This is a genomic window from Buttiauxella massiliensis, assembly GCF_902500225.1.
GTDB classification, from domain to species: domain Bacteria; phylum Pseudomonadota; class Gammaproteobacteria; order Enterobacterales; family Enterobacteriaceae; genus Buttiauxella; species Buttiauxella massiliensis.
On sequence record NZ_LR722649.1, the window covers coordinates 260,600 to 285,656 of the forward strand.

General features: G+C 50.7%; 20 protein-coding genes. 9 read left to right on the plus strand and 11 right to left on the minus strand.

What is annotated here, in order from left to right; genetic code table 11:
• Position 1: 1 nt before the first annotated feature.
• Positions 2 to 1,069, minus strand: coding sequence for a Gfo/Idh/MocA family protein (locus GC128_RS03525; protein ID WP_151993119.1), 1,068 nt, complete (start codon positions 1,067 to 1,069; stop codon positions 2 to 4).
• Positions 1,070 to 1,071: 2 nt separating this feature from the next.
• The gene (locus tag GC128_RS03530) at positions 1,072 to 2,217 is read right to left on the minus strand and encodes a Gfo/Idh/MocA family protein (RefSeq protein WP_151993120.1); all 1,146 of its coding nucleotides are present in this window, start codon (positions 2,215 to 2,217) and stop codon (positions 1,072 to 1,074) included.
• 202 nt (positions 2,218 to 2,419) lie between these two features.
• Here GC128_RS03530 and GC128_RS03535 point away from each other — a divergent pair, with 202 nt between their 5' ends.
• The 7 genes from GC128_RS03535 to kefC all read left to right on the plus strand — a co-directional run bounded on the left by GC128_RS03535 (position 2,420) and on the right by kefC (position 12,209).
• Positions 2,420 to 3,487 carry a LacI family DNA-binding transcriptional regulator gene (locus tag GC128_RS03535; RefSeq protein WP_151993121.1) on the plus strand — a complete coding sequence of 356 codons (1,068 nt, stop codon included), beginning with the start codon at positions 2,420 to 2,422 and terminating at the stop codon, positions 3,485 to 3,487.
• 149 nt (positions 3,488 to 3,636) lie between these two features.
• Entirely contained in the window at positions 3,637 to 4,458 is an 822-nt protein-coding gene (dapB, locus tag GC128_RS03540; RefSeq protein ID WP_151993122.1) for a 4-hydroxy-tetrahydrodipicolinate reductase, read from the plus strand.
• A 466-nt stretch (positions 4,459 to 4,924) separates the two neighbouring features.
• Positions 4,925 to 6,085: a glutamine-hydrolyzing carbamoyl-phosphate synthase small subunit gene (gene carA, locus GC128_RS03545; RefSeq protein WP_151993123.1), complete on the plus strand. Its 1,161-nt coding sequence runs from the start codon at positions 4,925 to 4,927 to the stop codon at positions 6,083 to 6,085.
• An 18-nt stretch (positions 6,086 to 6,103) separates the two neighbouring features.
• Complete coding sequence (gene carB / locus GC128_RS03550) at positions 6,104 to 9,328, plus strand: carbamoyl-phosphate synthase large subunit (protein ID WP_151993124.1); 3,225 nt, start codon at positions 6,104 to 6,106, stop codon at positions 9,326 to 9,328.
• A gap of 163 nt (positions 9,329 to 9,491) precedes the next feature.
• Positions 9,492 to 9,725, plus strand: a complete 234-nt coding sequence (locus tag GC128_RS03555; protein WP_120064827.1) for a YgdI/YgdR family lipoprotein — start codon at positions 9,492 to 9,494, stop codon at positions 9,723 to 9,725.
• A 104-nt stretch (positions 9,726 to 9,829) separates the two neighbouring features.
• On the plus strand, positions 9,830 to 10,360 hold the full coding sequence (gene kefF, locus GC128_RS03560; RefSeq protein ID WP_151993125.1) for a glutathione-regulated potassium-efflux system oxidoreductase KefF: 531 nt from the start codon (positions 9,830 to 9,832) through the stop codon (positions 10,358 to 10,360).
• Complete coding sequence (gene kefC / locus GC128_RS03565; protein WP_151993126.1) at positions 10,353 to 12,209, plus strand: glutathione-regulated potassium-efflux system protein KefC; 1,857 nt, start codon at positions 10,353 to 10,355, stop codon at positions 12,207 to 12,209. The genes kefF and kefC overlap by 8 nt, the downstream gene beginning before the upstream one ends.
• Positions 12,210 to 12,263: 54 nt before the next feature.
• Here the strand turns inward: kefC and GC128_RS03570 are convergent, their stop codons facing one another.
• Positions 12,264 to 12,878: a LysE family transporter gene (locus GC128_RS03570; protein WP_151993127.1), complete on the minus strand. Its 615-nt coding sequence runs from the start codon at positions 12,876 to 12,878 to the stop codon at positions 12,264 to 12,266.
• A 283-nt stretch (positions 12,879 to 13,161) separates the two neighbouring features.
• On the opposite strand from GC128_RS03570, the gene folA reads away from it, so the two are divergent.
• The gene (folA, locus tag GC128_RS03575) at positions 13,162 to 13,641 is read left to right on the plus strand and encodes a type 3 dihydrofolate reductase (protein WP_120064831.1); all 480 of its coding nucleotides are present in this window, start codon (positions 13,162 to 13,164) and stop codon (positions 13,639 to 13,641) included.
• 44 nt (positions 13,642 to 13,685) lie between these two features.
• Here the strand turns inward: folA and apaH are convergent, their stop codons facing one another.
• From apaH to lptD, 6 genes are read right to left on the minus strand one after another with little or no spacing between them, the layout of a single operon-like run.
• Positions 13,686 to 14,537: a bis(5'-nucleosyl)-tetraphosphatase (symmetrical) ApaH gene (gene apaH, locus GC128_RS03580; RefSeq protein WP_151993128.1), complete on the minus strand. Its 852-nt coding sequence runs from the start codon at positions 14,535 to 14,537 to the stop codon at positions 13,686 to 13,688.
• 4 nt (positions 14,538 to 14,541) lie between these two features.
• The gene (gene apaG, locus GC128_RS03585; RefSeq protein WP_034459334.1) at positions 14,542 to 14,919 is read right to left on the minus strand and encodes a Co2+/Mg2+ efflux protein ApaG; all 378 of its coding nucleotides are present in this window, start codon (positions 14,917 to 14,919) and stop codon (positions 14,542 to 14,544) included.
• Between the two features lie 2 nt (positions 14,920 to 14,921).
• On the minus strand, positions 14,922 to 15,749 hold the full coding sequence (rsmA, locus tag GC128_RS03590; protein ID WP_034498450.1) for a 16S rRNA (adenine(1518)-N(6)/adenine(1519)-N(6))-dimethyltransferase RsmA: 828 nt from the start codon (positions 15,747 to 15,749) through the stop codon (positions 14,922 to 14,924).
• Positions 15,746 to 16,735, minus strand: a complete 990-nt coding sequence (gene pdxA, locus GC128_RS03595) for a 4-hydroxythreonine-4-phosphate dehydrogenase PdxA (RefSeq protein ID WP_151993129.1) — start codon at positions 16,733 to 16,735, stop codon at positions 15,746 to 15,748. The genes rsmA and pdxA overlap by 4 nt, the downstream gene beginning before the upstream one ends.
• The gene (gene surA / locus GC128_RS03600; protein ID WP_064513744.1) at positions 16,728 to 18,020 is read right to left on the minus strand and encodes a peptidylprolyl isomerase SurA; all 1,293 of its coding nucleotides are present in this window, start codon (positions 18,018 to 18,020) and stop codon (positions 16,728 to 16,730) included. Before surA ends, pdxA begins: the two co-directional genes overlap by 8 nt.
• Positions 18,021 to 18,073: 53 nt before the next feature.
• The gene (gene lptD, locus GC128_RS03605) at positions 18,074 to 20,437 is read right to left on the minus strand and encodes an LPS assembly protein LptD (RefSeq protein ID WP_151993130.1); all 2,364 of its coding nucleotides are present in this window, start codon (positions 20,435 to 20,437) and stop codon (positions 18,074 to 18,076) included.
• Positions 20,438 to 20,620: 183 nt separating this feature from the next.
• Between lptD and djlA the strand changes: the two genes are divergently transcribed.
• Complete coding sequence (djlA, locus tag GC128_RS03610) at positions 20,621 to 21,430, plus strand: co-chaperone DjlA (protein ID WP_151993131.1); 810 nt, start codon at positions 20,621 to 20,623, stop codon at positions 21,428 to 21,430.
• A 32-nt stretch (positions 21,431 to 21,462) separates the two neighbouring features.
• On the opposite strand, the gene rluA is transcribed toward djlA, so the two are convergent.
• A complete protein-coding gene (gene rluA, locus GC128_RS03615) occupies positions 21,463 to 22,122 on the minus strand; it encodes a bifunctional tRNA pseudouridine(32) synthase/23S rRNA pseudouridine(746) synthase RluA (protein ID WP_151993132.1) in 660 nt (219 codons plus the stop codon).
• Entirely contained in the window at positions 22,122 to 25,028 is a 2,907-nt protein-coding gene (gene rapA / locus GC128_RS03620) for an RNA polymerase-associated protein RapA (protein WP_151993133.1), read from the minus strand. Before rapA ends, rluA begins: the two co-directional genes overlap by 1 nt.
• Positions 25,029 to 25,057: the final 29 nt, after the last annotated feature.

Below are 25,057 nucleotides of genomic sequence, written 5' to 3' on the forward strand. Positions count from 1 at the left end.
GTTATTGCACCCCGTTTGCCAGCATTTGCGCCCGCACGCACAGCTCGGCGGCTTTGAATGCGTGCGCCTGGGTCATCGCATTTTCGGTGCGGTTCAGGCAATCCAGAATCAGCTCGCCAAAGAACGGGAAGCCCACTTTCCCGGCAACCGGATAGCGGAATTCGCCTTCTTTATTTACCAGATACACCACGTCCTGTTCGCCACGAGTGATATCAACATATTTACGGATTTCGATATAACCGTCGGTGCCGAGCAGCGTCAGACGCCCGTCGCCCCAACTACTCAGCCCGGTTGGTGTGAACCAGTCGCAGCGGAAATAGCCGCTGGCACCGTTCTCGCCTTTGAGCATCGCATCGCCGAAATCTTCAAATTCTGGATATTGCAGATGGGCGAAGTTATTGGTTTGCGCCGCGACAACGTGCGCTTCGCTGTTGCCGGTGTAATACAGGAATTGTTCAATTTGATGGCTGCCGATATCACACAGGATGCCGCCAAAGCGCTTCTTAAAATAGAACCAGTCCGGGCGGCCTGTTCCTTCGCGGTGTGGCCCCATCCCCAGCGTTTGAATCACTCGCCCGATTGCGCCGTCACGCACCAGTTGCCCGGCAAAAACTGCACTTTCTACATGCAATCTTTCGCTGTAATAGACCGCATATTTGCGCCCGGTTACGGCGACTTTTGCTTTGGCCGCAGCCAGTTGTTCCAGTGTGGTCAGCGGCGCTTTATCGGTGAAATAGTCTTTCCCCGCATCCATGACTTTCAGGCCAAGTGCGCAACGTTCATCAGGAATCGCCGCTCCGGCAACCAGTTTGACGCTCTCATCTTGTAGAATCGCGTCAAGCGATGGTGCGACTTTTGCCTGCGGGTATTGCTTAAGAAATTGTTCGATTTTCTGCGGATCGGGGTCGTAAACCCATTTCAGCGTCGCACCCGCTTCAATCAGGCCGTTGCACATGCCATAGATATGACCGTGATCGAGTGCGGCGGCGGCAAACACAAAATCACCCGGCTGCACCACCGGCTGTGGTTTGCCTTTTGGCGCGTAATTCATCCCGTCTTTGATGCTCATGTTTATGCCCCTTTATCCATATCTTTGCCTAATGGGATTGCGTCTTCGTTGGCGAAGTTTTCCACCGAGGCCGATTTTTCAAAGAAATGCGGTGCCATTTTCACTAAGCCGCCGGTCTGGTAATACGGGTCGCTTGCGCTAATTGGCAGCGAAACAATGCTGCGGGTGATGGCTGATTTATAGATTGCGGTGATGAGTTCCAGCGAACGTTTACCTTGCGGGCCATCAACTAACGGCGCGGTGCCGGTTTGCAGCGCGTGCAGGAAGTTGTCGATTTGCCCGGTGTGCAGCGTCCAGTTCAGGCGCGGGATAGTCTGGTAGCTATCTTCAAGCTGGTTTTCCAGCGAGGTATCGCGGGCTTCTATCGGGAAACCATTGGGTGCGGCGATGCTGGCGAATTTATCCCACGGTGCAGAAATACGGGCTTTCTCTCCCTGAATAACAATCTTCTGATCTTCACCGTGGTGCACGACGGAGGCGGTCAGTTGCGTCAATGCGCCTGTGTCATATTTGAAAATCGCGGCGCTGAGATCTTCGACTTCGGCGTTGTCATGGGAAACGTTGGTGGTGATGGCGACCACTTCTGTCGGGAAGCCGAGCATCCACTGAATGGCGTCGATATGGTGCACCGCATGGTTGAGCGTGCAGCCGCCGCCTTCTTTTTCCCAGGTACCGCGCCACCAGAATGAATCCACCTGCGCGTGGCAAATTTTGCCTATTTGGTTGCTTTCGAGCACTTTTTTCAAACGCCAGAAAGCATCGGTAAAGCGGTTCTGGGCGATGATCGACAGCGTTTTTCCGCTTGATTTAGCGGCGTTAATCATCGCATCGCATTCCTGGAGTGAAGCCGCCATGGGCTTTTCACACAGCACATGTTTACCCGCATTGAGCGCATCAATAGAAATAGCCGCGTGAACATATGGCGGAGTGCAGATATCAAATACATCAATGGATGGGTCGTTAAGAATATCCTGATGGTTGCTGTAGATTTTGGCATTCACCAGCCCGTAATGCTTTTTCTTTTCTTCGGCTTTTTCAGGGTAGATATCAACAAGGGCGACAATCTGGCTGCGGTCAGGAAATTCAAGATAGCCCTGAATGTGATTGTGGGAAATATTACCGGTTCCGATAATAGCGATTCTTTGCATTGGGCTCTCACTTATAGTGAAAATATTCAGTAATAATCATTTTTTGAGAGCATAGTTATGGTTTTTTTTGCACGCAACCGCTATTTATGACAGGAATTGCACGGCATAAATAATGCCGTGGTGATGAAACGAAAATGCTTGTGACGAGAAATAGTTAGTCATGAAAATAATCTCAAAACGCTAATGAGGCATCGAACACAAAATGACGGGGAAGCTGAAAATCAAAGAGATAGCCGGGCTGACAGGGCTTTCGCCAAGCACGGTGTCCAGAGTGCTGGCAGGTAAAAATAATGTCAGCCCGCAAGCAAAAGAAAAGGTTTTTTACCACGCACGTTATATGGGTATTTTACGCGATATCCCCGCCAGCCGTTTGCTGATGAATACATTATTAGTTTGTGCTCCGGTGGCTGCTTTTACGTCTAATGGCGACCTCTATTATTACGAAGTGATTCAGGGAATTATTTCCGAAGTTTCACATTACGATATTCACGTAAAAAAATGTGCGCTGGATATTAACGAAGCGGATACCGCTTTATTTATGAAACACGTTAATCAGGAAGAGGTCGATGGCGTAATAATCATTGGCATTGATGATGAGTCTTTGTATCGCCTGGCCGCAGAAAGTAATAAACCCGTCGTGACAATTAATGGTCGGGATAAAAAGATGCGCCTTGATTGTGTTTCACCCGATCATGCCTCCATTGGTTATAGCGCGGCAAAGCACCTGTTAGAAAAAGGCCATCGTCAGGTACTTTTATTTACCGATTTGCGCCGGGAAACCATGATCCAACGGCTCGAAGGCTTTAAACGAGCCTGCCAGGATCACCATCTTGCTTTTGATGAGTCCGAACATTTGCTGGTGACGAAAGGCTACGGCGAGACTGAAGCGCGGGTTAATTTTATAAAATATCTCGAGCAGCGTTCCAGAGAACAGCTGCCGTCGGCCATTTTATGCGGCGGCGGAGCGATTGCACGCGCCGTGCTCAGCGAACTGAAAAACCGCCAGCTTCTGATGCCAGAAGATATTTCCGTAATGAGTTGTGCTTATTCCCATGAAATGGACGAAATAAAATCGATGGGATTAACCGCCGCTTTTCAGCCGTGCCGCGAGTTGGGTATCGAAGCCGTTTGTATCCTGCAAAGCCGCTTAACGCGCAACATCAGCTCCCGGTTTAATTTATTGCTCCAGGGTTCCATTGAGTTGGGAAATTCGGTGGCAGATGTGAACTGGCGGCGCAGGGAGTTGTATCAGACGCATTCAATCCCATAAAAGAATCATGGGATTAATGGCTTCTACTGATAATTCCGCCGTTTTGTCATAAATTTCTAATTATCGGTGTTTTCAAGTGGCGAGCCTGAGCAGGGCTGGTTAACCTGAGAACGTTATAGTTACAGATTAAATAATAAAAGAGAGTGAATATGGATGAGTCACAAGTCCGCGTAGCAATCGCGGGTGCGGGTGGTCGCATGGGGCGACAACTGATTCAGGCTGCATTACAGCTTGATGGCATCAAACTCGGTGCAGCACTTGAACGTACAGGGTCATCCCTGGTTGGTAGTGATGCAGGTGAATTAGCCGGTGTAGCGAAAACGGGCGTTATCGTGAGCGATAGTCTGGATGCCGTGGTCAACGACTTCGATGTCTTTATCGATTTCACTCGTCCTGAAGGCACGCTGAACCATCTGGCTTTCTGCCGCCAACATGGCAAGGGCATGGTGATTGGCACCACCGGTTTTGACGATGCGGGCAAGCAGGCAATTACTGACGCATCGCGTGAAGTGCCGATTGTTTTTGCCGCCAACTTTAGCGTTGGTGTCAACGTGATGCTCAAGCTGTTGGAAAAAGCCGCCAAAGTTATGGGCGACTATACCGATATCGAAATCATTGAAGCACATCATCGTCACAAAGTTGATGCTCCATCCGGCACCGCTCTGGCGATGGGTGAAGCTATTGCTCATGCGATGGATAAAGACTTAAAAGAGTGTGCGGTTTATTCCCGTGAAGGGTACACCGGCGAGCGCGTTCCAGGCACTATTGGTTTTGCCACAGTGCGTGCAGGCGACATTATTGGTGAACATACGGCGATGTTTGCGGACATCGGCGAGCGTATTGAAATCAGCCATAAAGCATCCAGTCGTATGACTTTTGCAAATGGTGCAGTTAAGTCTGCATTATGGCTGAGCGCAATGAAAAGTGGTCTCTATGACATGCGTGATGTCCTTGAACTTAATAGTTTGTAGCCGTTATTACCCATCGTGATGTGGTTATTACAATCATAATTACTTGATTGATAGGGCAATATTTTATTGCCCTTTTTATTTATGGTTATTTTGGTTGTTTGTTTCAATTATTTGTTTGAAATTCTTATAATTATATCTTTATAACCCTTTTATCGTTGTTTTTTTATCATTTTTGACCATTTGGTCCACTTTTTACCTTCTTGTAATCAGATTCCCATTCATCCTGGCCCGCAACCGATTACGCACTGTAAGTTAGCTGTTGATTTCACCGGTCAATTCCTCTTTTTTACATCAGAACGCTAAAAAACACATAAAAAGTTACGCTTATGGTAGACTTTTTCCCGGCCTCTCACTAGAATGCCGCCGTTTGTCAAAAATCCAAATGACAGGCTGTTTTGCATTGATTCCTGAATTCGTTTTGAATTAATATGCAAATAAATTGACTGTTTATTCCCTGGAGGGCGTTTTGATTAAGTCAGCAATATTGGTTCTGGAAGACGGAACCCAATTCCACGGTCGGGCCATTGGGGCATCGGGTTCGGCCATTGGGGAAGTCGTTTTCAACACCTCTTTGACCGGTTATCAAGAAATCCTCACTGATCCTTCCTACTCCCGCCAGATTGTCACTCTTACTTATCCTCATATCGGAAATGTCGGCACCAATGCTGCTGACGAAGAATCCTCCCAGGTACATGCGCAAGGCCTCGTTATCCGTGACCTACCACTGATTGCCAGCAACTACCGCAATACCGAAGACCTTTCTTCCTACCTTAAGCGCCATAACATTGTGGCCATCGCCGATATCGATACCCGTAAGCTGACCCGAATCCTGCGTGAGAAAGGTGCACAGAACGGCTGCATTATTGCCGGTGAAAACCTGGACGCGGCACTGGCGCTGGAAAAAGCGAAAGCCTTCCCTGGCCTTAACGGCATGGATCTGGCGAAAGAAGTGACCACTCAGGAAGCTTATGCCTGGCAGCAAGGTAGCTGGACGCTGGAAGGCGAATTACCTGAAGCGGCGAAAGAAGAAGACTTACCATTCCATGTCGTGGCTTACGATTACGGCGTGAAGCGCAACATTCTGCGCATGTTGGTTGACCGCGGTTGCCGCCTGACAGTGGTTCCAGCACAAACGCCAGCAGAAGAAGTGCTGAAGATGAACCCAGACGGCATCTTCCTTTCTAACGGCCCAGGTGACCCGGCACCGTGTGATTACGCTATCAGCGCAATCAAATCCTTCCTGAAAACCGACGTGCCGGTATTCGGTATCTGCTTAGGCCACCAGTTGCTGGCTCTGGCAAGCGGCGCGAAAACCGTGAAGATGAAGTTTGGTCACCACGGTGGTAACCACCCGGTTAAAGATTTGGATCGCGATTGCGTGATGATTACTGCCCAGAACCACGGTTTTGCGGTAGAGGAATCAACACTTCCGGCGAACCTGCGCGTGACCCATAAGTCATTGTTTGATGGCACGCTGCAAGGCATCCATCGTACCGATAAAGCGGCATTTAGTTTCCAGGGCCACCCTGAAGCAAGCCCGGGTCCACACGATGCGGCACCGCTTTTTGACCACTTTGTCGAATTGATTAAGCACTACCGTTCTACCGCCACTCTTAATAGCAAGTAAGTATCAGGAGCTAAGAAAATGCCAAAACGTACAGATATAAAAAGCATCCTGATCCTCGGCGCAGGCCCGATTGTTATCGGCCAGGCGTGTGAGTTCGACTACTCCGGTGCGCAGGCGTGTAAAGCGCTGCGTGAAGAGGGTTACCGTGTCATTCTGGTGAACTCCAACCCGGCAACAATTATGACCGACCCGGAAATGGCCGATGCGACTTACATCGAGCCGATTCACTGGGAAGTGGTTCGCAAAATCATTGAGAAAGAGCGCCCGGATGCGGTTCTGCCAACCATGGGCGGCCAGACTGCGCTGAACTGCGCGCTGGAACTGGAACGCGAAGGCGTGCTGGCAGAATTTGGCGTCACCATGATTGGTGCTACCGCTGATGCGATTGATAAAGCCGAAGACCGCCGCCGTTTCGACGTGGCGATGAAAAAAATCGGCCTTGATACTGCGCGTTCTGGTATTGCTCACAACATGGAAGAAGCGCTGGCGGTTGCGGCTGACGTGGGTTATCCGTGCATCATCCGCCCTTCATTCACCATGGGTGGCACCGGCGGAGGTATCGCTTACAACCGTGAAGAGTTCGAAGAAATCTGCGAGCGTGGTCTGGATCTTTCGCCAACCAAAGAGCTGCTGATTGACGAATCATTGATCGGTTGGAAAGAGTACGAAATGGAAGTTGTGCGTGATAAAAACGACAACTGCATCATCGTTTGCTCTATCGAAAACCTTGACCCGATGGGTATTCACACTGGTGACTCCATCACTGTTGCGCCAGCGCAAACGCTGACCGACAAAGAATACCAAATCATGCGTAACGCCTCGATGGCGGTTCTGCGTGAAATCGGCGTAGAAACTGGCGGTTCCAACGTGCAGTTCTCGGTTAACCCGAAAACTGGCCGTTTGATTGTTATCGAGATGAACCCGCGCGTGTCGCGCTCTTCTGCGCTGGCATCCAAAGCGACTGGTTTCCCGATTGCGAAAGTGGCGGCGAAACTGGCAGTTGGCTACACTCTTGATGAACTGATGAACGACATCACCGGCGGCAAAACGCCAGCCTCGTTCGAGCCGTCTATCGACTACGTTGTCACCAAAATCCCTCGCTTTAACTTCGAAAAATTCGTTGGCGCGAACGACCGCCTGACCACGCAGATGAAATCTGTTGGTGAAGTGATGGCGATTGGCCGCACGCAGCAGGAATCCCTGCAAAAAGCGCTGCGCGGCCTGGAAGTGGGCGCGACTGGTTTTGACCCGAAAGTGAATCTGGATGACCCGGAAGCGCTGACCAAAATTCGCCGCGAGCTGAAAGATGCTGGTGCTGAGCGTATCTGGTACGTGGCTGACGCATTCCGTGCGGGCATGTCTGTGGATGGTGTGTTCAACTTGACCAACATCGACCGCTGGTTCCTGGTGCAGATTGAAGAGCTGGTGCGTCTGGAAGAGAAAGTTGAAGAGATCGGTATCACTGGCCTGGACTACGACTTCCTACGCATGCTCAAACGCAAAGGTTTTGCGGATGCGCGCCTGGCGAAACTGGCTGGCGTTCGCGAGTCTGAAATTCGCAAACTGCGTGAACAATATAAGCTGCACCCGGTTTATAAGCGCGTTGATACCTGTGCGGCGGAGTTCTCAACCGACACCGCGTACATGTACTCCACGTATGAAGACGAGTGCGAAGCTAACCCGAACAACGACCGTGACAAAATCATGGTACTGGGCGGTGGCCCGAACCGTATCGGCCAGGGTATCGAGTTTGACTACTGCTGCGTACACGCATCCCTTGCGCTGCGTGAAGATGGTTACGAAACCATCATGGTTAACTGTAACCCTGAAACGGTTTCTACCGACTACGACACTTCAGACCGCCTGTACTTCGAGCCAGTAACCTTCGAAGACGTACTGGAAATCGTCCGCGTTGAGAAACCTAAAGGCGTTATCGTGCAGTACGGCGGCCAGACTCCGCTGAAACTGGCACGTGAACTGGAAGCAGCAGGTGTTCCGATTATCGGCACCAGCCCGGACGCGATTGATCGTGCAGAAGACCGTGAGCGTTTCCAGCACGCAGTTGACCGCCTGAAGTTGAAACAGCCAGCCAACGCCACTGTGACTACCATCGAAATGGCGGTAGAGAAAGCGGCACACATCGGCTACCCGCTGGTGGTTCGCCCATCCTACGTTCTGGGCGGTCGCGCGATGGAAATCGTTTATGACGAAATCGACCTGCGCCGTTACTTCCAGACAGCGGTAAGTGTCTCTAACGATGCACCAGTGCTGCTCGACCGCTTCCTTGACGATGCGGTAGAAGTGGATGTCGATGCGATTTGCGACGGTGAAACCGTGCTGATTGGCGGCATTATGGAGCACATCGAACAGGCAGGCGTTCACTCCGGTGACTCTGCATGTTCTCTGCCAGCTTACACGCTGAGCCAGGAAATCCAGGACGTGATGCGCCAGCAGGTGCAGAAACTGGCTTTCGAACTGCAAGTTCGCGGTTTGATGAACGTGCAGTTTGCGGTGAAAGATAACGAAGTCTACTTGATTGAAGTTAACCCACGTGCTGCGCGTACCGTACCGTTTGTCTCTAAAGCAACCGGCATGGCACTGGCTAAAGTGGCGGCGCGAGTGATGGTTGGGCAAACCCTTGTACAGCAGGGCATGACCAAAGAAATCATTCCACCGTACTACTCGGTGAAAGAAGTGGTACTGCCGTTCAACAAGTTCCCAGGCGTTGACCCACTGTTAGGGCCAGAAATGCGCTCTACCGGTGAAGTGATGGGCGTAGGCCGTACCTTTGCAGAAGCTTTCTCCAAAGCGATGCTGGGCAGCCAGTCCACCATGCGTAAACCAGGCCGCGCACTGCTGTCTGTTCGCGAAGGCGACAAAAAACGTGTTGTAGACCTGGCGGCTAAATTGTTGAAGCAGGGCTTCGAACTGGATGCGACTCACGGTACTGCGGTTGTGTTGGGTGAAGCTGGCATTAACCCGCGTCTGGTGAACAAGGTGCATGAAGGTCGTCCGCACATTCAGGACCGTATCAAGAATGGCGAATATACCTACATCATCAACACCACAGCTGGCCGTCAGGCGATTGAGGATTCCAAGCTGATTCGCCGTAGCGCACTGCAATACAAAGTGCACTACGACACCACGCTGAACGGTGGTTTTGCTACAGCGATGGCGCTGAACTCTGACGCGACTGAAAAAGTGATTTCAGTGCAGGAAATGCACGCGCAAATCACTAAGTAATCGCTTCTCGATACTTTTGAAACCCGCTTCGCGCGGGTTTTTTTTCGCTTATTGTTGTGGAGAGCGACACTTCAGAGTGTTCTGTATTTGCCCGCGAGGCCGGAAAGTTCTGCTAAAGTTTTTAGTCTGAAGATGAGAAATGACTACAAACAGGGAGAACTACATGCAAAACAAAATTCTGCTGGCGTCCATATTCGCTGCTGCAACGCTGATGACTGTTGCAGGCTGTTCGTCTAATCAGGCGGTAAAAACCAGCGATGGCAAAACTATTGTGACCGACGGCAAGCCGCAGGTTGACGACGACACAGGCCTGGTTTCTTACAAAAATGCTGAAACGGGCAAGACCGAGCAGATCAACCGCGATCAGGTCAAATCTATGGGCGAGCTGGATAACTAATTCAGGTTTTCCCACTTAGCCCGTCAAGAATTATGACTATTAGCCTGTTGAATTACTGACTACACTCTTTGAGAAAAGAGAGCAGTAAAACAACAGGCTAATTGATGATCTTAATTATTTATGCGCACCCCTATCCGCAACACTCCCATGCCAACAAGAAAATGCTCGAACAAGCATCACTTCTACCCGATGTAGAAGTGCGCTCCCTCTATGAGCTTTACCCCGATTTCAATATTGATATTGCCACTGAACAGCAGGCATTAAACCGCGCTGATTTGGTTATCTGGCAGCATCCTATGCAGTGGTACAGCATGCCGCCATTGATGAAACTGTGGATCGATAAGGTACTGGCTCACGGCTGGGCGTACGGTCACGGCGGAACGGCGCTGCGCGGAAAAAACGTCATGTGGGCGGTTACTACTGGTGGTGGCGATAACCACTTTAATCTGGGGGACCACCCAGGCTTTGATGTGCTTGGACAACCATTGCAGGCGACTGCCCTTTACTGCGGTATGAACTGGCTACCGCATTTCACCGTTCATTTCACTTTCGTTTGCGATGAGAACACGCTCGAAGTACAGGCCGAGCAATATAAACAACGGTTGCTCGACTGGCGGGAGGCGAACCATGGATAGTCACAGCATGATTCAGGCGCTGATTTATCTCGGCTCCGCCGCGATCATTGTGCCCATTGCCGTGCGGCTTGGATTAGGTTCGGTGCTTGGCTACCTGATTGCCGGGTGCATTATCGGCCCGTGGGGATTCAGGCTGGTGACCGATGCCGAAACTATTCTGCATTTTGCGGAAATCGGCGTGGTGCTGATGCTGTTCGTCATTGGCCTTGAACTTGACCCACGCCGCTTGTGGACGCTACGTGCGTCGGTGTTTGGTGGCGGTGCGCTGCAAATGGTGGCGTGCGGTTTGCTGCTTGGTTTGTTCTGCATGTTCTTAGGGCTGCGTTGGCAGGTAGCCGTTTTGATCGGCCTTACGCTGGCGCTCTCTTCTACCGCCATCGCTATGCAAGCCATGAACGAGCGCAACCTGACGGTTTCGCAAATGGGGCGCAGCGCGTTCGCCGTGCTGTTATTCCAGGATATCGCTGCGATCCCGCTGGTAGCAATGATCCCGTTATTAGCCAGTAGCGGTGCGACTACTACCCTGGCTGCGTTTTCCATTTCAGCTCTGAAAGTGGTTGGTGCATTGGCCATCGTTGTATTGCTTGGCCGCTATGTGACTCGCCCGCTGCTGCGATTTGTAGCCCGTTCCGGCCTGCGTGAAGTGTTCAGCGCCATGGCCTTATTTATGGTATTTGGTTTTGGTTTATTGCTCGAAGAGGCCGGGCTTTCGATGGCGATGGGAGCGTTTCTTGCCGGTGTGTTACTGGCAAGTTCTGAGTATCGCCATGCGCTGGAAAGTGATATCGAACCGTTCAAAGGTTTGCTGCTCGGGCTGTTCTTTATCGGTGTGGGCATGTCGATAGACTTCGGCACGCTGCTTGAGAATCCACTGCGGATTATTGCGCTGCTGTTCGGATTCCTGGCGATCAAAATCATTACGCTCTGGATTGTGGCAAAACCGCTGAATGTGCCGCGCAAGCAACGGCGCTGGTTTGCTGTTTTGCTGGGGCAAGGTAGTGAATTTGCTTTCGTGATTTTTGGTACAGCAAGAATGGCTGAGGTGTTAGATGACAGTTGGGCGAAATCGCTGACCCTTGCTGTTGCGCTATCAATGGCGGCAACGCCGCTACTGCTGGTATTACTCAACCGTCTGGAGAAATCGGGTAAAGAGCAGGCGCGAGAAGCGGATGAAATCGATGAAGAACAGCCGCGAGTGATTATCGCAGGCTTCGGTCGTTTCGGGCAGATTGCCGGCCGTTTGTTACTCACCAGTGGGGTAAAAATGGTGGTTCTTGACCACGACCCAGACCACATTGAAACGTTGCGTAAGTTCGGCACCAAAGTCTTTTATGGTGATGCAACACGCGTGGATTTACTGGAGTCCGCCGGGGCTGCAAAAGCTGAAGTGCTGATCAATGCTATCGACGATCCTGATGCCAACATGCAGTTAGCAGAGTTGGTGCAGGAGCACTTCCCACATTTGAAAGTGATTGCGCGAGCACGCGATCTTGACCACTTCATTCGCCTGCGCCAGTTGGGTGTTGAACAACCAGAGCGTGAAACATTTGAAGGTGCACTAAAAGTGGGGCGTCGGGCACTGGAAGGTCTGGGCGTTGGCAGCTACGAAGCACGTGAGCGAGCCGATCACTTCCGACGTTTTAATACGCAGATGGTTGAAGAGATGGTTCCGGCTCCAGACTGGTCAGCGCGAGCCGATGTGCTCAAGCGCACCAGTGCCATGCTGACTGAGGTGATTAACGAAGATCGTACTCATCTGAATGTGATTCAGCGCCACGGCTGGCAGGGGACGGAAGAAGGGCTTCATTCGGGGAAACTGGCTGATGAGCCGCCAGTGAAACCGGAATAACGAAAAAGCTCCCGAATTTGGGAGCTTTTTAAAATCTATTGGTTTGAGTAAAAGTCAGCTCAAAGCCACTTTAATCCCCAGCGCAATCAACATGCCGCCCAGCAGTTTATCGACAATTTTCTGTGCTTTAGCCAGGCCGCGACGCACCGGTTCGCTCTGAATCAGCACCACTAATACCGGCCACCAGACCATGGACAACATCAGGATCACGCCTGCGTACCAGAGCTTTTCCATGGTGCCGGAATTCACGTTTAAAACTTGTGTGAAAACAGAAAGGAAAAAGAGTGTCGCTTTCGGGTTCAGCAGGTTGCAAAGATAGCCTTGTAAGAAGGCCTTTTTGAGCGTGGTTTGTTGGTGTTCAACCTGGCTGACATCCATTTTGCTGCCGCCGCGAGCAAACAGCGCGTGCAAACCAATCCAAATCAGATAAGCCGCACCGGCGTATTTGAGCACATCAAACAACCATGGGGTCGTGGTAATCACCACCGCTAAACCCGCGACACAATAAGTCATGTGCGTGGCGACGCCGCTGATAACACCTAATGACGTCATCATCGCCGCAGCGCGTGGATAACGGGCCGCATTTTTAATAACCAGGAAGAAATCAGGCCCGGGAGATAGCATTCCCAAAGTGGCAATGGTGGCGACGAAAAGCGTGGTTTCTAACATGGTTTAATCCGGTGCAGTCAAAGAAACGTGAACTATACCGCAGCTATTGCATAAACTTATAGAGGGTGACGGAGAGCGGTTAAGTATTTTTTACGTCATCTTTTACAATGCTTCTGACACTTTTACGCTAACTCGTTGTTCCTGCTATAACAGGAAGTAATGCGTTACGCCTTTACAGTCGCAGAACAAAAATATTCTCACCGACAAGCTTGCGGACAGTCGACGAAAGAATGCGCTTTCCGTATAGTGGCGGCAATTTTTTCACCACCCTTGGGTTAATAGAATGATCAGTCTGATTGCTGCATTAGCGGTAGATCGTGTAATTGGCATGGAAAACGCCATGCCCTGGGAAATACCTGCCGATCTGGCCTGGTTTAAACGTAATACGTTGAATAAACCTGTCGTGATGGGGCGTTTGACCTGGGAATCCATCGGTCGTCCGCTGCCAGGTCGCAAGAACATCGTTATTAGCAGCAAGCCCGGCACCGATGACCGCGTCGAGTGGGTATCATCCATCGAAGACGCGATTAAAGCCTGTGGCGATGCGGAAGAGATTATGGTGATTGGTGGCGGTCGTATTTACGAACAATTCCTGCCAAAAGCTCAGCGCCTGTATCTGACGCACATTGATGCGGAAGTGGAAGGCGACACGCACTTCCCGGATTACGATCCGGACGAGTGGCAGTCAACGTTTAGTGAATTCCATGATGCCGATGAGAATAACTCACACGGTTATTGTTTTGAGGTTCTGGAGCGTCGTTAAGACGGGCTGGAAAATAAAAAACCCGGTAATGACCGGGTTTTTTCTTACGAAGCAATAGCCGTTTCACCCTCGCCCATATCTTTCTGGCGATTGGAGGGCTGAACGAAATAGGTTTTGTCTTCCCAGCGTAGGCAAGTTAGATCGCCACCCCAGCAGCAGCCGGTATCAAGCCCGTATATGCCCTCTGGTGTGCCTTTGCCTTCCAGCGATGCCCAGTGCCCGAAGATAACGGAATACTCAGCGGTCACAGGCCCAGGGATGGCAAACCACGGTTTCAGTGGTGCAGGAGCACTTTCTGGCGTGTCTTTGCAGTACATATCCAGCTGCCCATTCGGGAAGCAATAACGCATGCGGGTCAGCGAATTGGTAATAAAGCGCAGACGAGCGAGCCCTGAAAGTTCAGGCGACCAGTTGTTAGGCATATCGCCATACATCGCATCGAGGAATAACGGATAGCTGTCGCTTGAAAGCACGGCTTCAACATCACGCGCACAGGCCATTGCAGTATTCAAATCCCACTGCGGCGTAATCCCGGCATGTGCCATCACCAGTTTTTTCTCTTCATCAACCTGTATCAGAGGTTGGCGACGTAACCAGTTCAGCAGTTCGTCGGCATCTGGCGCTTCCAGCAATTGGGAAACGCGATCTTTGGGTTTATTGCGGCTAATGCCTGCATAAACTGCCAGAAGATGCAGATCATGATTACCGAGAACGATGCGAGCACTTTCACCAAGCCCGCGCACAAAACGCAGCACTTCAAGCGAGCCTGGTCCACGCGCGACGAGATCGCCCGTAAGCCATAAAATATCTTTGCCAGGTGTAAACTCAACCTGTTGCAGCAGGGCTACCAGTTCATCGTAACAACCATGAACATCGCCAATCAGGTATGTAGACATCGTATCAGTGAATAAAGGCTGGGATAGCCAGACGGAATACGGGAATAGCGACACGGAAAGCATCGCCCTGAGAGTCGACCATTTCGTAATGGCCTTGCATGGTGCCAAGCGGTGTTTCAAGTACTGCACCGCTTGTGTAGCTATATTCGTTGCCCGGTTCAATATGCGGCTGGACGCCAATCACGCCCTCACCCTGAACTTCAGTTTCATGGCCGTTTCCATTGGTGATAAGCCAGTAACGACCAAGCAATTGAACCGGTGTTCGCCCCAGGTTGCGGATGGTTACAGTGTAAGCAAAGACGAAACGTTCGTTCTCCGGAGAGGACTGCGCTTCGATATAAACGCTTTGTACCTGAATGCATACGCGGGGCGAATTCAACATCGTTAACTCTCCTTTGGCTGCTGCTGTGGGTGCTCAGCCAAATAGTTTGCCAGTTGGCAATACTGCGCGACTGAGATGTTCTCAGCGCGTAGGGTTGCGTCGATTCCCAGCTCCGCCATCACCTCTGGGCTAAACAGATGGCCAAGGCTGTTACGAATCGTTTTACGACGCTTGTTAAAGGCTTCAGTGGTGATGCGGCTTAACACACGCAGCTCTTTAACTGGGTTCGGTATTACTGCATGTGGTACCAGGCGCACAACGGCAGAGTCAACTTTCGGTGCCGGTGTGAAGGCCGTTGGTGGCACTTCAAGTACTGGGATCACATTGCAATAATACTGAGCCATGACTGATAAACGACCATACGCTTTACAGTTAGGGCCAGCAACTAAACGGTTTACCACCTCTTTTTGCAGCATAAAGTGCATGTCAGCAATGGCATCAGTATAGCTAAAGAGATGGAACATCAATGGCGTGGAGATGTTATACGGCAGGTTGCCAAAAACGCGCAACGGCTGACCGATTTTTTGCGACAGCTCTCCAAAATCCATTGTCATGGCATCTTGCTGATAAATCGTCAGCTTCGGTGCCAGGAATGGATGCGTTTGCAGGCGAGCTGCAAGATCGCGGTCCAGTTCAATGACGGTCATTTCATCCAGGCGTTCACCCACGGGCTCGGTTAATGCGCCAAGGCCGGGGCCGATTTCAACCATCGCCTGGCCTTTCAGTGGATTAATAGCAGAGACAATACTGTCGATAACGAACTGGTCATTAAGGAAGTTTTGTCCAAAACGTTTACGGGCTAAATGGCCCTGGTGGACACGAGTATTCATTGAGTATTAGCAATCATCTTGATGGCGAGATTAAGCGCCGTAATAAAACTGCCGACCTCGGCTTTCCCCTGACCGGCTAGATCTAGCGCGGTGCCATGGTCAACCGAAGTGCGGATAAAAGGTAAGCCTAGCGTGATATTTACCGCCCGACCAAAGCCCTGATATTTGAGTACCGGCAAGCCCTGGTCGTGGTACATCGCCAGCACTGCATCGGCGTTATCGAGATACTTAGGCTGAAACAGCGTATCTGCCGGTAGCGGGCCAGAAAGCTTCATTCCAAGACTGCGCATTTCATTCAGTACTGGAATGATGGTATCAATTTCTTCAGTACCCATGTGGCCACCTTCCCCGGCATGGGGGTTGAGGCCACAAACCAGTACATGCGGCTGCGCGATACCAAACTTGGTTTGCAGGTCATGATACAGGATGGTGATTATCTGGCGTAATAAATCTGGCGTTATCGCATCACTAATGGCTTTAAGCGGCAGATGTGTCGTCACCAGCGCAACGCGAAGTTCTTCGGTCGCCAGCATCATCACAACTTTTTCGCTGTGCGATCGCTCTTCGAAAAACTCGGTATGCCCGATAAAGGGAATACCAGCATCGTTAATAATGCCTTTATGTACCGGCCCGGTGATCAGTGCTGCAAATTCACCCTTGATACAACCATCACATGCCCGAGCCAGCATATCCACCACATACTCACCGTTCTTCACATCAAGCAACCCCGGTTTGACTGGTGCTCGTAGTGCTATGGGCAGTATGGTGAGTGTTCCGGCAGTTTGCGGGCTTGCAGGAGCGTCAGGCGAGTAAGGAATGAGCTGAAGAGGAAGACCGAGAAGAGCTGCACGTTCCAGGAGTAATTCGGGAGACGCTGCGACAACCACTTCGACAGGCCAGTCGCGCTGTGCCAGCGCGATGACCAGATCAGGACCAATCCCGGCTGGTTCGCCGGGAGTGATGACTACACGTTGGATATTAGCCATTGCTACCTATGACTTTCACATAAGCAGATGCGCGTTGTTCTTGCATCCAGGTCTGTGCTTCTTCAGAGAACTTACGGTTGAACAGCATGCGATACGCACGGTCTTTCTGCGCAGCATCAGTCTTATCAACGCTACGAGTATCCATAAGTTCGATCAAGTGCCAGCCGAAAGAGGAGTGAACCGGTGCACTCAACTCACCTTTATGCATTTTCGACAGTGCATCACGGAAGGCAGGATCGTAGATATCGGTAGCAGCCCAACCCAGGTCACCGCCCTGGTTTGCTGAACCTGGATCTTCAGAGAACGATTTTGCTGCCGCAGCGAAGGTCGTTTTTCCACTCTTAATATCAGCTGCAATCTGGTTTAACTTAGCTCGTGCTTGGTCGTCACTCATGATTGGCGATGATTTCAGTAAGATATGACGTGCATGAACTTCAGTCACAGAAATGCTCTGGCTCTGGCCACGCAGATCGTTCACTTTCAGGATATGGAAACCAACACCTGAACGAATCGGACCGATTACGTCACCTTTTTTCGCCGTGCCTAATGCCTGAGCGAAAATAGTTGGCAGTTCCTGGATACGCCCCCAACCCATTTGACCACCTTTCAGTGCTTGCTGGTCAGCAGAGTAGGTGATTGCCAGTTTGCCGAAATCACCACCATTTTGCGCTTGTGAAACAATGTCACGCGCTTGCTTTTCCGCATCGTCTACCTGAGTAGAAGTAGGGTTTTCCGGCAATGGAATCAGGATGTGGCTCAGGTTAAGTTCGGTGCTGCTGTCGTTTTGGCTACCAACCTGCTGCGCAAGGGAATCAACTTCCTGCGGTAGAATAGATACGCGACGACGAACTTCACTATTACGCACTTCCGAAATGGTCATCTCTTTGCGGATCTGAGCACGGTAAGAATTGTAATTAACGCCGTCATACGCCAGACGACTACGCATCTGATCCATGTTCATTTTGTTCTGAGCGGCGATATCAGCAATGGCTTTATCAAGCTGCTCATCCGTCACTTTAACGCCCATTTTCTGACCCATCTGCAGCATGATCTGGTCCATGATCAGACGTTCCAGAATTTGATGACGCAGAGTGTTGTCGTCAGGAAGCTGTTGCCCGGCCTGTTGGGCGCCGCTCTTCACTGACTGCATCATGCCGTCAACGTCACTTTCCAGTACCACACCGTTATTCACTACGGCTGCAACTTTATCGACCACTTGTGGGGCCGCGAAAGAGGTGTTCGCCACAAGGACGACACCGAGAAGCAGCGTTCTCCAATTCTTCATACTTTTTCCATTTCTTAGCCGCAAAGCGGACTGCTAATTCAAGTCAAAGTGAATTACATCGAGCTCTGATACGGCAGAATGTTTGAACGCAACATCTGCTGTGTGCCCAGGCCGTAGTTGGAACTCAGGCCACGTAACTCGATGTTAAAGCCAATTACGTTGTCGTATTTGCTTTGGTTATCTTCCCAACCGTTAATTTTGCGCTCATAACCTAAACGAATCGCATAACAGCAAGAGTTGTACTGCACGGCTAACATGGAGTCAGCCGCTTGTTGTGCATTGGTATCGTAGTAATACGCTCCAACAACAGACCAGCGATCAACGATAGGCCAGCTCGCTGTCATACCAACTTGTGAGATGCCATCTTTGTACTGGTCTTTATTGATGTCGATTTTAGAAACAGTAGCACCGATGTATTCAGGGCTTGCGTAACGGTAGTTAAATTGTACCAGGCGATCGTTATCTTTACGATATTCGATAACGCCGTTACCGGTCGCAATATTATCAAGGCGTGTATCGTACTGTACGCCACCGCGTAAACCCCAGCGGTCAGTCATGCGCCAATAGGTATCGCCAGCCCATACCACAGAGCCTGTTTCGTCACCTTTTTCACTGTTAATCGTTTCATCACCAGTACGAGACTCGGTGAAGTAGTAGATTTGACCAACAGAAACATTAAAACGTTCAATCGCTGCGTCATCATAAACACGAGTTGTAACCCCCGTGGTGACCTGGTTGGCTGAAGCTATACGGTCAAGGCCGCCGTAAGTACGATCACGGAATAAGCCTGAGTAGTCAGATTGCAACAGCGCAGAATCGTAGTTGTTGATGTTACTTTGGTCACGATACGGCACATACAGATACTGTACGCGTGGTTCAAGGGTTTGCGCCCAGCCTGCAGCAGAGTCCATATCACGGTCGAAAATCAGTTTTCCGTCCATTTTGAACTGGGGTAGGGTACGGTTTACCGTCGATTCTAACTTGCTGTTGCTATTGACATTTTTTTCGTATTTTTCGAGATTATCCTGCTGATAGTGTGTTGCCATCAGCTTGGCTTCGGTATTAAGGCTCGCCCAACCATTGGATAACGGTAGGCTAATGGTTGGCTCAACATGCAGGCGTGTAGCTTCCGGCATGTTTTTATTAAAGTTAGTAAACTTAACTGCCTGACCATAGATACGCGTATCAAACGGTCCAACGTCATTTTTATAGTAGTTCATATCCAACTGCGGCTGAGCGCTGTATGAATTTGCACCACTATTTTGTTGAGACTCAAATATCTGGAACTGTTTTGTCGCAAGTGTGGCGTCGAAGTTTTCGACGGCATAACCAATACTAAATTTCTGCGTGGCATAACCGTCAGTACTGGAACCATATTGCGAAGTAAAGTCGTTGAAGTAGCTAGGATCGCTGACTTTGGTGTAGTCGATATTAAAACGCCACACCTGATCCATCACACCACTGTGTCTCCAGTAGAATAACCAGCGACGCTCATCCCCTTCTGGGTTCTTAGCTGTATCGTCTTTGTATTCGTCATCAGACAGCAGGTAGTCGAATTCCATCAAGCCCGCACCCGCTTCGGTCAGGTAGCGGAATTCGTTCTGCCATTGAGTACCACGTTGCTCCATATAGTGCGGAGTGATTGTGGCATCAAAGTTTGGTGCGATGTTCCAGTAATACGGCAGAGAAAACTCAAGGCCATTATTGGTACTGTACTTCGCATTTGGGATGAGGAAACCGGAACGACGTTTATCACCAATTGGCAACTGCAAATAAGGGCTATAGAAGACAGGAACCGGGCCCAGTTTAAAACGGGCATTCCAGATTTCCGCGACTTCTTCTTCACGATCCTGAATCACTTCACTTCCCACAACGCTCCAGGTATTAGAACCCGGCAAACAGGAAGTAAATGTGCCATTTTCCAGAATGGTGTAGCGATTATTGCCGCGCTGCTTCATCAGATCGGCAGTACCCCGGCCCTGGCGGTCTACCATTTGGTAGTCACCTTCCCAGACGTTGGTATCTTTGGTGTTCAGGTTTGACCAGGCTTTTGGCCCTTTAAGAATAACCTGATTATCATCGTAATGTACGTTGCCGACAGCATCGACGGTGCGGACAGGGTCCGTCTGACCTTCAACCTGTTTTTGGTGTAGCAGCACTTCATCAGACTGTAGGCGGCTATTGCCTTGCTGAATATCAACATTGCCAGTAAACACCGCATCATCAGGATAATTTCCTTTTGCGTGATCGGCATTTATAGTAACGGGTAGGTTGTTGGTATCTCCCTGAATTAAAGGGCGATTGTAACTTGGGATACCAAGCATACACTGCGACGCAAGATCGGCAGCCATACCTTGTTGACTATACAGCGCTGCGCCAATCAAGGTGGCCAGCAAGGTGGGAATACGTTTTTTCATACGTGTTATTCGTTGTTCCATCATCAATGGCTTAGCGTCGGCAAACGGTCAGAGACTAACTTACTCATCACCACAGCGCTAGTGTTAATCCTTCCCGTTCAGCAGAGTGCCGTTAGGCACCGCTATCAATGACGGGTATGATAAAGCAAATTCTAGCCGACGGCATGACGATTTGGGGAGTATATGCAGTATTGGGGAAAAGTACTCGGTGTCGCAATAGCACTAATTATGGGTGGTGGCTTCTGGGGTGTGGTTTTAGGATTGCTGATTGGCCATGCCATCGATAAGGTGCGTAGCCGTCGTCAGTCCTGGTTTTCTAACCAACAACAGCGTCAGTCACTGTTTTTTAGCACCACATTTGAAGTGATGGGCCACCTGACTAAGTCAAAAGGGCGCGTCACAGAAGCAGACATCCAAATAGCCTCGCTATTAATGGATCGCATGCAATTACATGGTGATGCGCGTAGTGCAGCACAACATGCGTTTCGTGTTGGCAAAGAAAATGGCTACCCGCTACGTGAAAAAATGCGTCAGTTACGCAGTGTGTGCTTTGGCCGTTTTGACCTGATTCGGATGTTTCTTGAAATTCAAATTCAGGCGGCGTTTGCTGATGGCTCTTTGCACCCTAACGAACGGGAAGTGTTGTACGTTATTGCGGAAGAACTCGGCATTTCACGCATCCAGTTCGATCAGTTCTTACGCATGATGGAAGGCGGGCAGCAATTTGGTGGTGGATACAATCAGTCGCAAGGCGGTGGTTTCCAGCAACAGCGTGGTCCGACACTCGAAGATGCATGCAATGTACTCGGCGTTAAAAGCACTGACGATGCAACGGCCATTAAGCGTGCATATCGCAAATTAATGAGCGAGCATCACCCTGATAAGCTGGTTGCTAAAGGTTTACCGCCAGAGATGATGGAGATGGCCAAGCAGAAAGCGCAGGAAATCCAGAAAGCGTACGATCTGATTAAGACGGCGAAAGGATTTAAGTAATAGAAAAGCCTCTCAAGTTGAGAGGCTCTTTTTTAGAAGTCTGCCGGAGCGCGGAACGTCATGGGGGTTCCATACTCTGGGTGGGTAATGGTCAGCATTTCAGCATGAAGCTGTAAACGCGGAGCCATTGCCAGGGCTTCCGGTGTTGCGTAGAAGCGATCGCCAAGAATGGGATGACCCAGTGCCAGCATATGAACGCGTAACTGATGTGAGCGTCCGGTAATCGGTTTTAACAATATGCGAGCTGTGTTATCCGCCGCATACTCAAGAACCTGATATTCCGTCTGCGCCGCTTTGCCGGTTTCATAACACACTTTCTGCTTTGGCCGGTTCGGCCAATCACAAATCAGCGGTAAATCCACCAGACCCTCTTCCGGCTGAGGATGGCCCCAAACCCGCGCCACATACTGCTTTTTCGGCTCACGTTCACGAAACTGACGCTTCAGCTCGCGCTCTGCCGCTTTAGTCAGCGCCACGGCGATTACGCCGCTGGTCGCCATGTCCAGGCGATGCACTGATTCTGCCTGCGGGAAGTCGCGCTGAATGCGGGTCATCACGCTGTCTTTGTGCTCATCCAGACGGCCCGGTACAGACAACAAGCCCGAAGGCTTGTTGACGACCATGATGTGGTCATCTTGATAAAGGATGACCAGCCAGGGATCGGTAGGCGGGTTATAGGGTTCCATTAACATTATTGGTGTGTCACCACGATCAGACGCAATGCATCCAGGCGCCAGTTGGCTTGCGCAAGGCTTTCCAACACTTGTTGACGGTTGCTTTCGATTGCTTCGAGTTCATCATCACGAATGTTTGGGTTCACCGCTTTCAGCGCTTCCAGACGGGAAAGCTCAGAGCTTAACTTCTCATCAGCTTCTTCGCGCGCCGCTTTAATCAGCACTTGTGCCGCAGCTTCCACTTTCTCTTCTGCCAGTTGCAAAATTGCGTGGACATCTTGCTGCACCGCATTCACCAGTTTACTGCCGGTATGGCGATTCACTGTGCTGAGCTGGCGGTTAAAGCTTTCGAATTCCACCTGAGCGGCAAGGTTGGTGCCGTTTTTGTCCACCAGCATGCGCACAGGCGTTGGCGGCAGGAAGCGGTTGAGCTGCAATTGCTTCGGCGCTTTTGCCTCAACAACATAAATCAGCTCCAGCAATAATGTCCCCACAGGCAGTGCTTTGTTTTTCAACAAAGAGAGTGCACAGCTACCAGTATCGCCTGAGAGAATCAGATCCAGACCATTACGGATGATCGGGTGTTCCCATGTCACAAACTGCGCATCTTCACGCGACAGGGCCACTTCACGTTCGAAGGTGATAGTACAACCATCTTCTGGAAGCCCCGGGAAATCAGGCACCAGCATGTGATCGCCAGGGGTCAGCACCACCATGTTGTCGCCACGGTCGTCCTGATTAATACCGACGATGTCGAACAAGTTGAGAGCAAAACTCACCAGATTGGTGTCGTTATCCTGCTCGGAAATAGACGCTGCTAACGTTTGTGATTTCTCACCGCCGTTAGAGTGAATTTCCAGCAGGCGGTCACGGCCCTGTTCCAACTGAATCTTCAGCGCATCATGCTGTTCACGGCATTGCTTGATAAGCGCATCGAAACCGTCGGTATTTTCAGGAGTTGCTAAATACTCAATCAGTTGCGGATAAACGCTGTCGTAAATTGTGCGGCCGGTAGGGCAAGTGTGTTCGAATGCATCCAGACCTTCGTGGAACCACTTCACCAGTACCGATTGCGCAGTTTTCTCAAGGTAAGGAACGTGAACCTGGATATCGTGCGCCTGTCCGATACGGTCCAGACGGCCAATACGCTGCTCCAGCAGATCTGGGTTAAACGGCAGATCGAACATCACCAGTTGGCTGGCGAACTGGAAGTTACGGCCTTCGGAACCAATCTCGGAACACAGCAGTACTTGAGCGCCGGTGTCTTCTTCGGCAAACCATGCGGCTGCACGGTCACGCTCGATGATGGACATGCCTTCATGGAATACTGCGGCACGAATACCTTCGCGCTCACGCAGAACTTGTTCGAGCTGTAATGCTGTCGCGGCTTTGGCACAAATCACCAGCACCTTCTGAGAGCGGTGGCTTGTCAGGTAACCCATCAGCCATTCGACACGCGGGTCGAAGTTCCACCACGTGCCGCTATCACCTTCAAATTCCTGATAAATCTGCTCTGGGTAGAGCATGTCGCGTGCACGCTCTTCCACGGATTTACGTGCGGCCATAATGCCGGACACTTTAATCGCGGTTTGATACTGCAGCGGCAGTGGCAAACGAATGGTATGCAGTTCGCGTTTCGGGAAACCTTTAACGCCATTACGGGTATTACGGAACAACACACGGCTGGTGCCATGGCGGTCCATCAGCATGGAAATCAGCTCCTGGCGCGCCGCATCACTACCTTCACGATCGCTGTTCGCGGTTTGCAACAGAGGCTCGATATCCTGCTCGCCAATCAATTCACTCAGCATATTGAGCTGATCGTTGGTCAAGTGATTGCCTGCCAGCAGCAGCGCAACGGCATCGGCCACCGGGCGGTAGTGTTGCTGTTCTTCAACAAATTGCTCGAAATCGTGGAAGCGGCTCGGGTCCAGTAAACGCAGACGGGCGAAGTGGCTTTCCAGGCCCAACTGCTCAGGCGTTGCGGTTAATAGCAAAATACCTGGAATATGTTCTGCCAGTTGTTCAATGGCCTGGTATTCACGGCTTGGGGCATTTTCGCTCCACACCAAATGGTGGGCTTCATCGACTACCATCAAATCCCACTCGGCTTCACAAAGATGCTCAAGGCGTTGCTTACTGCGGCGCACGAAATCAAGCGAGCAGATAACCAGTTGTTCTGTTTCGAATGGGTTATCGCTGTCGTGCTGGGCTTCGGCATAACGCTCGTCATCAAAGAGAGCAAAACGCAGGTTAAAGCGGCGGAGCATTTCAACCAGCCACTGGTGTTGCAGGGTTTCCGGCACCACGATCAATACGCGTTCAGCGCTGCCAGCCAGCAGTTGCTGGTGCAAAATCATCCCGGCTTCAATGGTTTTACCTAAACCTACTTCGTCAGCGAGCAATACGCGTGGCGCATGACGACGACCCACATCGTGGGCAATGTTTAGCTGGTGTGGAATCAGGCTGGTGCGCATGCCGCGCAGGCCGCTCCACGGTTGGCGATACTGCTCGCTTTGGTAAACGCGGGAACGGTAACGCAGGGCGAAGCGATCCATCCTGTCAATTTGCCCGGCAAAAAGACGGTCTTGCGGCTTGCTGAACACCAGTTTGCTGTCGAGGAACACTTCGCGCAGCATGGTACCGGCTTCTTCTGTATCCAGGCGCGTACCGATGTAGGCAAGTAAGCCGTTTTCTTCTTTAACTTCATCAACTTTGAGTTGCCAACCTTCATGGCTGGTGACGGTATCACCCGGGTTAAACATCACGCGTGTGATAGGTGAGTCATTTCTGGCGTACAGTCGATTTTCACCGGTGGCAGGGTAGAGCAGGGTCACCATACGTGTGTCTAAAGCGACCACGGTTCCCAGTCCCAGTTCGCTTTCGGTATCGCTGATCCAACGTTGACCAAGTGTAAAAGGCATAAGATTTCGGCTCTATTATCAGTGACTAA